Here is a 13,775-nt window from a genome sequence, read left to right on the forward strand (position 1 = left end):
CAAAAAAAGAGTTCAATAAATTGGCCTTTTTCTTTATTTCGTTTGAACCAAAATCCATTTGGAAATTTCCTCTAATGCAATTGGAGAGAATGTTTGCTCGATAGTTTCATATTCATTTGGCATACCCGTTTTGCATTCTTGAAAGAGATGATTCAAATTTGGAATTATTGTGGTAGTTACTTTTTTATTTCCGCCTTTGACCAATGCATTTTTAATCGCAGGAATATTTACATCGGCGGGAACTTGTAAATCTTTATCACCGTTGATTGCTAGAACTGGACATTTTACTTTTTCTAAAGCCGATGAAGGATCCAATTTCAGAAAAGAAATAAACCAAGGATTCGTAATTTGTGACGTTACTCCACTTATTTGCTGCTCATCCATTTTATCTTCAAACTGTAGTTTCAAATAACTATTTATTTTAGATTTAAGATTAGAATCATTTTCTTGGGAAGTCAAAATCATTTCATAAGCTCCCTTGAAAATTTCTTGTCCCTTTTGAATTTCATTTTCTGAAACTCCCATTTGGCGTTCTATCTTCTCTTTTTGCAAAAGCATCAATTGATCTCCCCGGATTCCAGTTCCTGCCAACAATACAATAAAATTTACATCCTTCGAATTCCCTGCAACAATGGGCGCAATTACTCCGCCTTCGCTATGCCCCATTAATCCAATTTTTTTTTTATTAATCTCTTTTCGGGTTCGTAAATAATCTACTCCTGCTTGAACATCTTTGGCAAAATCCTGTGTGGTTGCTGTTTTATAATCACCTGTTGATTTGGCAACTCCTCTATCATCAAATCGCAATACTGCAATTCCTTTTTTGGTCAGATAATCAGCTAAAACGAGAAAGGGTTTATGTCCCAACAACTCTTCGTCTCTGTTTTGAGGACCGCTTCCCGTAATCAAAATTACAGCAGGAAAATGACCTTCCTTTTGAGGCAAACTTAAAGTCCCTGCCAAAACATTTTTATCAATTTTGTTTTCAAATACTACTTCCTCTGTATAATACGGATAAGGTTTTTGTGGTTCTTGAGGTCTTATTATTGCTTTTTTTTCTATAATACCTCTTGACATATTCATTGCAAAAGATTGGCCACCTTGCGAAAAATTACCCACAATTAGGTTGTCGCTATTCAATGTCCCTTCGTAACCAATTGTAGCAGTTGGTATTTGTAGTTTCAAAACAGCATTTTCAAAACTGGTTGTCGTTACTGGAATTCCTTTTGCACCTTGATCGGGACTATCCATTGTCGAGCTATAGCCGTTTTCGGTTTTAGTGATGTTAAAAACTACTCTTAACTGTACCCCGGGAACTTTTAAAATTCCGTTCCATTGTCCTGTAATTTCTTGTCCGAACATAGTAAAAGAGGCTAGAATTACTATTATAAAAAATACGGTTTGCTTCATTTTAGTTGACTTTATTTTAAAATTGATATTAAATAGTTAAAAAATGGAACTCAATTGTTTCTACTTTTTCTTTTTTTGAATACTGGCAAAAAGGTAAAATATTTCCCTTTAGCCCCGATGGAAGGGAAAATCCTTTTTGGAGTCGATTTTCCTTCGACTCCAAAAAGATTGGAATGACAGCGGGAACTGTGCCTCCAAAAAAAGCCAAATCTTTCTGCTTCAAATTAATAATCGGACTCAAGCTAGAAATACTTACCCTTTTTTCTCTATTTCCTTAAACTTAATATAGGAATACACCATTGGGACGATTGCCAAAACAAAAACTAGAGCAATAAAAACGATTGAAAAAGTAGCACTTGGAAACAACAAAGCGCCTAATACAATTACTAACCCTCCGATAACCCAAAGTTTGCTGGCAAAAACATGAGTAATTTTCCAAACATCTTTATTCTCTAATGTCCAAGGAGTGCGGATCCCGATAAAATAATTGGGCTGAATCACTTTGAAATAATTTCCCAAAACGGTAAACAGAATACCAATAATTGCATAAATCATGTTGGGGCTAGAAAAAGACTGATGTTTAGAAATATAAAGTATAAACAATGCCAACAAGGACATGAATAAAACAAGTATAAACTTCAATTGGTAATACTTTCCTCCCATAAGAGCGATTCTCTTTTTGGGATCAATTTTTGGGACAACAAGTAACAAAACATATATTAAAACAGGCAACATAAACAGTAATCCTACAAGTGAAAATTTGTCTCCCCAATGATCAACTTCGCCTTTGTAATTCCAATGCGTTGGTACTTTGTCGGGTAATGTATTCCAAATAAAAGCCAAATAAACAAAAGGCAGTAACACAATTGCGATGATAGGAAGTTCTTTTTTTAAAGCTAGATTCATATATGTAAAATTTTATTTGTTATTGGTTATATATGTTATCGCCTTTTTGCTTACTGGAGTTTGTTTATACAAACTTGTTTTTAATGGCGATTTCATAGTATTATTTTTTAAAAGTTAAAATCCATTGCAACACATCTTCCATTATGGTGGTGTTGATGGAATAGAAAATAAATTGTCCCGATTTTTCGGCAGTAATCAAATCAGCACGTTTCAAAATATCCAAATGATGGGAAATACTTGGCTTTGACATATTAAACTGATCGGCTATTTCACCGGCAGACATATCTTTTGTTTTCAAAAGCTCTAATATTTCCCTCCTAGTGGCATCGTTCAATGCTTTAAATATGTCATTCATTATTTAAAGTATTTATATATTTAGACAAATATCTAAATGTTTTTTTGATTTTCAAAACAATAATCATATTATTTTTCTCTCTATATGGAAATTCACCCGTTCTTTTAAAACGTTACGTTTCGTCAAGTTTTTAACACAAACAAGTAGTTAAATTAATAAAAAATAACAATTTAACCACATTTATTTAAAAAAAAATACGTTATTGCAAAAAAAATATTCCAATTCAAATAAACCAACAAATACGCTTACTTTTGAAAAGTCAAATCCAAAACATAAAAAACACTGAAGATTCTACACTTTGGTCCAGTTTGAAAGCGGGTGATGAAAAATCATTCTCAATACTTTTCGAAAAATATTATTCGGACTTAATTCGCTACGGAAATTCATTTTCACCTTTTAAAGAAAAGGTACAAGATTGCGTACAAGATGTATTTGCAGATGTTTGGATCTACAGACAATCTTTAAGCAATTCGGTTGTGGTAAAAGCTTATTTGTTATCCAGTGTTCGCAAGAGGATTGCACGTTTACAAGAACGTGATTATATTTTCATGAAGACATCGACTACTGATTCTATTGAATTTTTATTTGATTTTTCAATAGAACATCAACTTATCTCAGATGAAGAGTCAGCACTAAAAGTGGCACATCTGAATTCATTTTTGAATAACTTACCTGCGAGACAAAAAGAAGCATTATATCTTCGATACCATCAAGGACTTACCGTGGAACAAATTGCAGAACTGCTTCAGATTAACTATCAATCAGCGAATAACTTATTACATCGAGCATTACTTCAACTTCGAAAAGAATGGAAAGGCAATCTCTCCCTATTATTGTTATTATCTTCAACCACTTTTTAATTATTTTTTATTTAATCTAAAAATAATATTAATTTAATGAGTATCAAATAAAGAAACTGTCCTCTATGTTTTTGTAAGCTAATTTTTTTATGCAAGAACGCAATAATTATACAGAAATAGAAGATTTTTTGGCCGATGTCTCATTCCAGTTATGGGTACGATCAAAAGTAGATAATCAAGGTTGGGAAGAATGGACTTTAGAAAATCCCGATCGTGCCAAATTGGTCGAAAATTCCAGATTATGGCTATTGGCGATGTCCGTACACCATGAAGAGATTCCATCTGAAGTTATCCAAGGCGGATTAGAATCCACTTGGGAAAAAATCAATAAAAAAGAAAAATCATCAGCCGAAGCAAAAAGATCTACGATAGAATTATGGCAAAAAAATTGGTTGAAAGCGGTTGCCGCAGTATTCGTGTTTGGCTTTTTATCCAATTGGTTTTACAATAATCATTTTGTTTTCAACAATTCGGAGTCCACTTATAATGAAATCATAAAGGATGATTACACTGATCTTGTGGAGCAAACAAATCATTCATACAAACCACAAATAATAACGTTGTCTGATGGTAGTTCTGTTCTTCTAAAACCAAATAGCAAGCTGAGTTACCCCAAAATATTCACCGGAAACACTAGAAAAGTATACCTCTCAGGAGAAGCTTTTTTTGAAATTAGCAAAAATCCAAAAAAACCTTTTTTTGTATATGCTAATGAAATTGTAACCAAAGTTGTTGGAACGAGTTTTAGAATAAAAGCATACGCCGATTTACCAAATGTTGAAGTAATTGTTCGAACTGGTAAGGTTAGAGTTAAACCTAATCCGTCCATAACAAATTCAAAAGAAAAAGAAATAATATTACTGCCTAATCAGGCACTTCGATTTACAAGACAGAATCTAACATTCAATAAAATTACTGATATCACTCAAGATGAATCTTTTGATCATACCCAAGGTAATATTGAACAATTAAGCTTTGAATTCACAGACATACCTGTCGAACAGATTTTCAAAACTATTGAACAAGCTTATCTGGTTAATATTGATTTCCCTTTAGATAAATTAAAAAATTGCCATCTAACAACCTCATTAAATGATCAGCCATTACCCGAAAAACTAAAAATCATTTGTAAAAGTATTGGCAACAATACTAATTATGAAATGAACGGAAATCAAATTATCATAACTTCAAATGGCTGTAATTAACCCTAATTTCTCTTTATAAAAAAAGCGCCGAATATGCTGTAACACACTCGACGCTCTAATAAAATCAAATTGCACTCTGTAAAGTGAAATTTGTAGTGTTTCTTAAAATACCCTTTAATTAAATATTCATTAAAACAAAACCAAAATTATGAAAAAACCTGTTGTAAAACAACGATTACTCTTTCGAATCATGAAAATAACATTATTCCAGCTGGTCTTAGCATTTGTCTTTTCAACTGTTACAATGGCAAACAGTGTGAATGGTCAAAAGAAACTAGATACTAAGGTAACTATTGTAGTTTCGAATTTATCACTGGACGATGCTTTGTCAAAACTTCAGAAATCTGCACACGTTAAATTTTCATATAATTCGAGAATTACACAACTCAATCAAAAAGTAAGCATCGATGCAAACGAAGAAGCTTTATCAAGTATTTTAAATCGAGTTTTGAAACCTTTTAATATTTCTTATTCTGAAGTAAGTAATCAAATTATATTACAAAAGAAAAATAGAACCGAAAAGGGGTTTACACCAATAATAAACCAAACTTCTTTACTGGAAAACTTAATGGAAATCATAAAGGTTAAAGGGAGAGTATTAGATGAGAAAGGAAATCCATTGTCCGGAGCCACTGTAATGGCTAAAGGAAGCAAAGTTCTTGTCTTAACAGATTTTGATGGAAGTTTCAGTATAGACATGCCACTTAATAGCACAAAACTAATTATTTCCTATGTAGGGATGGAGACACAAGAGGTAGAAATTCAAAATACTCCAATGACTATTATTTTGAATGAAATAGGACAAAAACTAAGAGAAGTGGTTATCACTACAGGGTACGAAAAAACTTCTAAAAGAACTTTTACGGGAGCTGTAAGTAAAATATCAGAAAAAGATTTAAAAATAGAAGGAGTCATTGATGTCAGTAGAATGATTGAAGGAAAAGCCGCTGGGGTTACTGTACAAAACGTAACAGGTTCATTTGGAACTGCACCCAAAATTACGGTGCGTGGATCCTCTTCTATTTTTGGTGACACCAAACCATTATGGGTTATTGATGGAATTGTACAAGAAGATATAGTAAATTTTACATTTTCAGATTTAACCTCAGGAAATGCCGAAACTTTATTAAGTTCTGCCGTAGCAGGGTTAAATGCAAATGACATTTTGAGTATTGAAATTTTAAAAGATGCATCTGCAACTTCCATATACGGATCAAGATCTATGAATGGTGTTGTAGTTGTTACTACTAAACAAGGTAAAAGAGAAGCTCCATTAAATGTTACTTATTCATTGGAACAAACAATGAGAACTGTTCCCAGCTACAATCAATATGATATATTAAACTCTCAAGAAACAATGAGTATTCTAAAAGAGTTAGAACAAAAAGGCTTTTTGGACATGCCAACTTCAATTTCCGGGCGTTATGGAGGTGTATACAATGTTATGGCAAATGCTATAAATACTTATGACACTACAGCTGGAGCATTTGGTGTAAACAACACTCCAGAAGACAGAAATGCTTTTTTACAGAAATATGAATTAGCAAACACCGACTGGTTCAAAGTTTTATTCAAGCCTTCGATTACCCAAAATCACTCCCTTAGTTTTTCTGGAGGAGGAAAAAACAGTACTTATTATGCTTCTTTGGGATACTACAATGATCCAGGTTGGACTTTAGCTGACAATGTAAAACGATTAACTTCAAATATCAAAGCTACTTTCTTTGTAAATGACAAATTAAACGTAAACTTTTCTACCCAAGCTTCTGTAAGGGACCAAGGAGCTCCTGGCAGTTATGATAGTCAGAAAGACGAATATAGAGGAAGTACTACTAGAGATTTTGACATTAATCCTTTTAGTTATGTATTGAATACTAATAGAACATTGCGTCCTTATGATGAAAATGGAAATTTAGAATACTACAGAAACAATTGGGCCCCAATTAATATCATAAACGAGTTGGATAACAATTTTATGGAATTAAAAGTAAAAGATATTAGTTTACAAGCTGGATTAGATTACAAAATAACTCCTCATTTAACTTATAATTTAACAACAGCTGCACGCTATGCCAATACGAGTATAGAGCATAATATTCTAGAAAATTCTAATATTACTGGAGCTTATAATGCGATGGAAACAACAGTTGTAAGAGATCAAAATATTTTTTTATATCAAGACCCGAATGATTTGACTGCTCCAAAAGTAGCTGTATTACCAAGAGGTGGAATGATGCGTAAAAAAACAAATGACATGACCTCTTACAATGTTAGAAACAGTTTAAACTACAAAAGAACGTTCAATACTACTCATGAGTTAGAAGGTTTTTTTGGAACTGAAATTAGATCTGTTGACCGATCAAGTGATAATTTCACAGCTTATGGTTTACAATACAACAGAGGATTAACAGCCTTTACAGATCCTCGTATTATAGAAAAACTAATTCTTGAAGGTAATTCTTATTTTGGTTTTAACGAAGAGAGAGAAAGAACAGTAGGACTATTCGGAAAAGTAGGATATACTTATGATCGTAGATATACAGGTTCACTAACTGGTCGTTATGATGGATCCAATAGACAAGGAAACAGCACTTCTTCTCGTTGGTTACCTACCTATACTTTGAGTGGTAAATGGAATATCAAGGAGGAAAATTTTATGAAAGAATTGGATAACATCAGTAATTTGAGCTTGCGTGGATCGTATGGTCTTACCGCTACTGCTGGCCCTGCAACCAACTCTCTGGCAATATACAAAAGTAAAATCACTGATCGATTAGATCTTGGCGATAGAGAAACGTTCCTAGATATTGATCAATTGCAAAATTCTGATTTAACTTGGGAAAAACAATTTGAAACCAATATTGGATTAGATTTAGGTCTTTTTAATAACCGAATTCAATTAACTACAGATGTATACAGCCGAAAAGCTTTTGATCTAGTCGATTATGTCGTGACTTCAGGAATAGGTGGCCAAAAAATAAAACAAGGAAATAATGCCGACATGAATACCAAAGGTTTTGAATTTGGACTTACTACCCAAAATTTTGTATACGGCAACTTTAAATGGTCAACTACCTTTAACTTCGCTATATACAAACAGGAAATCACAAAATTACAGAACACTCCAAATGTATTAAATTTAGTTGATGGAAATGGTGGAAATGTAGTTGGAAACCCAAGAAACGGATTGTATTCCTACCAATTTACAGGTCTAAACAATCAAGGTTTACCAACATTTGTAATGCCAGAAGGGAAAGACAATATAACAGGTGCTAATTTTCAAGATACCGAAAAAATAACCAACTATTTGAAATACGAAGGAGCAATTGAACCTAATAAATCAGCTGGTTTATCCAATACATTTACTTACAAAAACTGGTCTTTAAATGTATTTATTGTAGCGTCTGGAGGAAATAAAGTACGTTTACACCCAGCATACTCGGTAAACACTTCAAATTCAAATGGGTATAATGACCTTACTGTTTTTACAAAAGATTTCACAAACCGTTGGATAAATCCTGGTGATGAAGCATACACAAACATTCCTGTTATTGCTGATAAAACGTTGATTTCTAATTACGCACAAGTTGGTGGAGATTTATCAAAAGCTTATAATGCTTACAACTATTCAGATGTACGAGTGGCAGATGGCTCATTTGTAAGGATGAAAAACATTTCGCTTGCTTTTGAATTCCCTAAAGATTTAAAGAAAAACCTAGGTCTTTCTATTTTCACACTTAAATTAGTAACTACGAATCCTTTTCTAATTTATTCCGATGCTAAACTTCATGGAGAAGATCCTGAATTTTACAGATCGGGTGGAGTTTCACTTCCTATAACTAGTCAATATTCATTCGTAATTAATTTATCTTTATAATACTAAAACAATGAGAAAATTAACAAAAATACTACCCTTTATTATACTATTAAGTCTAACTAGTTGTAATGATTTCCTTTCAGAAACACCAGACAATAGAACTCAGATAGATTCACCTGAAAAAATTTCAGAACTTTTGGTTAATGCCTATCCTGCAGCCTCCTACATGGAATTTACAGAAACCATGACCGATAATGTTTTTGATAGCGGAAATTTACCCATGACTACTGTTGAAAATACCCAAAATTACAATTGGGAAGTACCGGAAAGCATTGAAGACGATAGCCCATCATTTTACTGGGATGCCTGTTACAATGCCATAGCGCATGCCAATCAAGCACTAGACGCTATATACAAACTTGGAGATCCCAAAGAATTAAATCCGCAAAAAGGAGAAGCTTTAATGGCTCGTGCTTATTCCCATTTTATGCTTACAACACTTTGGTCCAAACGCTATAATCCGGCAACTGCTTCAACCGATTTAGGAATTCCTTATATATTGACACCAGAAGATGTATTATTAAAAGACTACAAACGAAATACGGTAGCCGAAGATTTTGCTTTTATAGAAAAAGACATTGAAGAAGGTTTAAAATACGTTGGTAATAATTATAAAAATCCAAAATTTCATTTTACCCCCAATGCGGCCAAGGCGTTTGCCAGTCGTTTTTATTTGATAAAAGGAGACTGGAACAAAGTAATAGCATTATCTGAAAGTTTAGGTTCAAACCCTACAGACCTTCGTGATTATCAATCCTACTTAAATGTTGATTATACTTCCGGAATGATAAAATATGCATCCGAAGGAGAAAATACTAATTTATTGATTGTTTCTACAGCCTCTATTACATATAGAAATCTATGGGTAAATAGATTTGCATTTACTGGAGCGGACCAAAGTAAAATATTAGGATCGGCAACCAATTTATTTAACAAAGCTTGGTTATACAGACCCTTATCTTCTAATGGTGGAATAAATCAAGTTATTCCTAAATTTTACGAGTATTTTAAAATAACCAATGCAAATGCAGGAATTGGAAACCCATACAATGCAAATGTATTAATCAGTAATGATGAATTTTTCTTAAATAGAATTGAAGCTCATGTGATGTCAAACCAATTATCACTAGCAATAAGCGAATTAGACTATTTCTTAGCAACGCGTACCAAAGAATATGATCCCGCAACCGATGTACTGACTGAGCAAGCAATAGTGGATCGTTATCCTGTAATTGATAATGAATACACTCCTTTTTATAACTTGACTCCATTGCAAGCCTCTTATATAAAAGCAATTGCAGAAACCCGAAGAAGAGACTTCTTGCACGAAGGGTTAAGATGGATAGACATCAAACGATTTAACTTGGAAGTCATTCATCAAACCTATAATATGCCTGACAATATACTAGCAAAAGATGACAAACGTAGAGAATTGCAAATCCCATCTCACGCCATTGATAGAGGAATAGAAAAAAATCCACGTTAATTTAAAAAAAATCAACACATGAAATTTATACAACTATATAAAAAAGCATTACTAATTTCCACATTAGTATTATTAAGTGCTTGCTCCAGCGAAGAAAGCTTAACTGCTAGTATATTAGATACTACAAAACCACAACAGTCAGAGCTAGATGTCTGGATTGGGCAAATTTACTTAACTCCCTACAACATCGAAGTACTTTACAAGTGGAATCAAAATCTAGTAGATGGAAATCGTTATTTATACCCGCCTACACAGACTAAAATAAAACCTGCTTTAGAAATAGTGCAACGCATTTGGCTCAATACCTATACCACTATTGGCGGAAGTAAATTTGTTAAATTAATTGCTCCAAGACAATTGGTTCTTGTAGGAGGTGTGAATCTTAATTCTACTGGAACAAAAACGTTAGGAGAAGCAGAAGGAGGACAAAGAATTACTTTGTTTGAAACGGATTATGTAGACAAAACAGATAGAGAAAGTGTAAAACAGTTCATACATACCATTCAGCACGAATACATTCACATTCTAAACCAACATAAACCTTTTGACGAAAAATCATTTGCCAAAATAACACCTACAGGATACACTGCCAACTGGTATGAGACTAAAGATGCTGAAGCAAACGAAGAAGGCTTTATTACCGCTTATGCAAAATCAAATATCATCGAAGATTTTGCAGAAATGGCTTCTATGATGTTAGTAAACTCAAAAGACGAATACGAAGCTATTATTGCTGGAATAACGAATCCGAAAGCACAATCTGACATTAGAGCCAAAGAAGCCTTAGTTGTTAAATACTTCAAAGAAGCTTTTAACATCGACTTCTACAAATTAAGAGCAGAAGCTGAGAAAAACACTGCGGATGTTATTGCAGGTAATTAAGAGGTAGTATACTTATAAACGAAACAAAAAATATAACCATGAAATTAAAAAATATAATCAACTACCTGCTAGTTGCCTTTTTAACAATAGGTGTAGGCTCTTGCAACAATAACGATGAGGATTCCAAATTCGATCAAACTCCGACCCAGCGCTTGCAAGCTAGACAAAAAGAACTCAATGATTTGCTACTATCATCTGAATTTGGTTGGAAAGCTGTTTATTTTACAGACAATACTCAATTAGGAGGCTATACCCATCTCTTTAAATTCAAAAATGGCGGGTTAGTCGACATGGCTTCCGATTTTGACAGTGATACCGCAACATCTAATAGTGAATATCAAATTCAACTAGGGAGTACTGTGAGTCTTGTGTTCACAACAAAAAACAGGATTCACCTACTATCCGATTCAGATAACTATCCTACAGATGCTTTAGAAGGAAAAGGGTACAAAGGAGACTTTCAATTTTTGTATTATGGTCAGGAAAATGGGGAAATCATTTTTAAAACCAATAGAGCTTTTATTGAACTTCATTTTGTAAAAGCGACGGCGCAAGATTGGGCAGACCTTCCAAAAAACATTGATATGATAGCCAATGTAATTGGAGCACCTACTCGACCACTTTTTAGATTATTGGAAACAAACGATGGTACTACAATCCATCAATTTGATTTTAATTTTTCTGATATTACACGATTTGCTACTGCAAATTCAGTAGAATCTGGATCAAGTATGAGTTATAATATGGGTATTGCTTATACTCCTACTGGTATTATAGTTGATCCCGCTGTAAAAGTTGGCAATCAAAAACTAACCAACTTTATATACGATGATGCAACTGGGGCTTTTACTGCGACAGGCACAAATAATGTTACTGCAACAATAAAATATAGTGATAGCCCTTTAATGTTAACCGATGATTATAAGATGTTATTAGCAGGAAATCCAAATAATGTATACGCATACATTTACAACTTAACCAATACTGCTTCGACTAATTCACTGTTATTCAAAACTACATTAAATGATCTAAACGCTAGCTTACCTACAGGAGCCCAATTAACTAGAATTCAGCCATGGTTTAATAATGCTAATGGCAGTAATTATATCGAGTATCGTTTTGGAAATGCTTCTGGAGCTACTATTGCAAGATATTATCATTATTTTACTGTAACAGAAGATGCTCAAAAGAAAGTAATTATTTTAAATCCATTACAATGGAAAACAAGTACTCTTTCGACTGCTCCGTCAATCACAGCTCCTGTTTTCTTAAAAGAGTTAGATGACCAATTAATGAATCCACAAGGTTTGTATTTTATCGAACAAGGCGGACTTCCTTATCCAGCGTATACTTTTACAGGTGTCAACAGTAACTTTAGAATGACTGTTTATCCTTTTCAATAAATTACAATCTAAATAAATCTATGAAAAAATTAATCATAACTGAAAGTATGCTAATTTGCATAAATTCCTATGTCTATACGTTTTCAAGCTTGTCAATTCCATTAAGAATGACTACTTGGCGACTTAATTAATTTTTTGATAAAAAAGCAGTTCAATTTTGAACTGCTTTTTTTATACAAATTAAAAATAATCGTAATTTTTCATAAGAAACATTAAATAAACTTATATTTTTAAGATTATTCTTTTAATTATTTTTTGTATTTGTAGTATTATTACTAATTAAAACATAATTATAAAAAAAACAAAAAACATCTCTAATTTGCCTTTCAGTCAAATGAAACTGAAAATTTACCTGCATGGCTTTATAACAGTATTGATTATGATAATTTTTTATTCCTGTTCTACTACTGAAGTTGAAACGATAAATAAATCAGGAAATGCTGAAGCTAAAAAAGAATCAGGCAAAAATGAAATTTTAGATAAATCAAAATTTGTTATTTCGACTTATGATACCAAGAATGTAAATTCATTTTCACAACAAACTTTCGCAAATGTCGAAAGTATAGAAACTGCATTAAACAAAAATAATTATGTAGGATTTAATAATGAAGCTATTCAATTGGTGAATGCAGCAAAAAACGAAAATGATCTAAGATTTGCATTTGAGAAGGCGGGAATAGCAAATAGTCAAGAAGTTATTGATCTACTGAAGACTATGGTCATAGCACAACAAGATTTTATTTCTAAAAATCCAAGCTTTTATAGTTTACCTATAGAAACACGAATCAAACTACTAAATGCAAGTATTGACCTAACCAAAAGCACTTATATTTGGAATACGCCATTACCAAATATAGGACAAGTTGTTCCTAACTCTAAGTGCGGAAGGCTTCTTAATAGAGATTGGACGAGATGTAATCAAGATTTTAGTGGATGTGCAGTAGGTGCTGTTATTGTTGCGGCTGCAGGGCTGTGGCCAGGCTTAGCCGCTGCAGCAGGTTGTATGTATACAAAAGTAAATTGTCAGAACAGAGCACAGGAAGATTATACAGAATGTCTAGTAGCATATACAATTGGTGTGCCACCATTAACTGGAGAATTAACGTTACATTGCACTGATATGAGGGCAGCAGTGGATAGTTGTTGGACAACAGACTCTAATGGTAAATATGTCGGAAGAGTTGATTAACAATAAAAAGAATTTTTTTTATAATATGATGAAGAAATATATTACGCCAATAAATCTTATTTCCTATTTATAGACGGTAGTGTCTCACTAAGTGTGTAAGTTGAAAAGTTATTCTGAAAAATATTTGAGCTAATTTAAAAAGCTCAAAAATATTTTTTGGAAATAACTTTTTTGCTATTTTTAAAATTACATAGTTATGATT

General features: G+C 32.8%; 10 protein-coding genes. 7 read left to right on the forward strand and 3 right to left on the reverse strand.

Features of this window, described 5'->3' with window-relative positions:
- Window positions 1-33: 33 nt before the first annotated feature.
- The 3 genes from KZH69_RS10365 to KZH69_RS10375 form a co-directional block, all read right to left on the reverse strand.
- Window positions 34-1,410 (reverse strand): alpha/beta hydrolase family protein, encoded by a 1,377-nt coding sequence (locus KZH69_RS10365; protein ID WP_219317367.1) that lies wholly within the window; start codon window positions 1,408-1,410, stop codon window positions 34-36.
- 252 nt (window positions 1,411-1,662) lie between these two features.
- On the reverse strand, window positions 1,663-2,316 hold the full coding sequence (locus KZH69_RS10370; RefSeq protein WP_219317368.1) for an SdpI family protein: 654 nt from the start codon (window positions 2,314-2,316) through the stop codon (window positions 1,663-1,665).
- 100 nt (window positions 2,317-2,416) lie between these two features.
- Complete coding sequence (locus KZH69_RS10375; RefSeq protein ID WP_219317369.1) at window positions 2,417-2,671, reverse strand: autorepressor SdpR family transcription factor; 255 nt, start codon at window positions 2,669-2,671, stop codon at window positions 2,417-2,419.
- A gap of 251 nt (window positions 2,672-2,922) precedes the next feature.
- On the opposite strand from KZH69_RS10375, the gene KZH69_RS10380 reads away from it, so the two are divergent.
- From KZH69_RS10380 to KZH69_RS10410, 7 genes are all read left to right on the forward strand, one after another.
- Window positions 2,923-3,531, forward strand: coding sequence for an RNA polymerase sigma factor (locus tag KZH69_RS10380; protein WP_219317370.1), 609 nt, complete (start codon window positions 2,923-2,925; stop codon window positions 3,529-3,531).
- An 89-nt stretch (window positions 3,532-3,620) separates the two neighbouring features.
- Complete coding sequence (locus tag KZH69_RS10385; RefSeq protein ID WP_219317371.1) at window positions 3,621-4,736, forward strand: FecR family protein; 1,116 nt, start codon at window positions 3,621-3,623, stop codon at window positions 4,734-4,736.
- A 148-nt stretch (window positions 4,737-4,884) separates the two neighbouring features.
- The gene (locus KZH69_RS10390; RefSeq protein WP_219317372.1) at window positions 4,885-8,613 is read left to right on the forward strand and encodes a SusC/RagA family TonB-linked outer membrane protein; all 3,729 of its coding nucleotides are present in this window, start codon (window positions 4,885-4,887) and stop codon (window positions 8,611-8,613) included.
- 10 nt (window positions 8,614-8,623) lie between these two features.
- Window positions 8,624-10,099 (forward strand): RagB/SusD family nutrient uptake outer membrane protein, encoded by a 1,476-nt coding sequence (locus KZH69_RS10395; protein ID WP_219317373.1) that lies wholly within the window; start codon window positions 8,624-8,626, stop codon window positions 10,097-10,099.
- 18 nt (window positions 10,100-10,117) lie between these two features.
- Window positions 10,118-10,981 carry a zinc-binding metallopeptidase gene (locus KZH69_RS10400; protein WP_219317374.1) on the forward strand — a complete coding sequence of 288 codons (864 nt, stop codon included), beginning with the start codon at window positions 10,118-10,120 and terminating at the stop codon, window positions 10,979-10,981.
- Window positions 10,982-11,019: 38 nt separating this feature from the next.
- A complete protein-coding gene (locus tag KZH69_RS10405; RefSeq protein WP_219317375.1) occupies window positions 11,020-12,384 on the forward strand; it encodes a DUF4302 domain-containing protein in 1,365 nt (454 codons plus the stop codon).
- Window positions 12,385-12,718: 334 nt separating this feature from the next.
- Window positions 12,719-13,573 carry a hypothetical protein gene (locus tag KZH69_RS10410; protein WP_219317376.1) on the forward strand — a complete coding sequence of 285 codons (855 nt, stop codon included), beginning with the start codon at window positions 12,719-12,721 and terminating at the stop codon, window positions 13,571-13,573.
- Window positions 13,574-13,775 lie beyond the last annotated feature (202 nt).

Origin of the sequence: Flavobacterium taihuense, assembly GCF_019351435.1 — a bacterium.
Lineage (GTDB): Bacteria > Bacteroidota > Bacteroidia > Flavobacteriales > Flavobacteriaceae > Flavobacterium > Flavobacterium taihuense.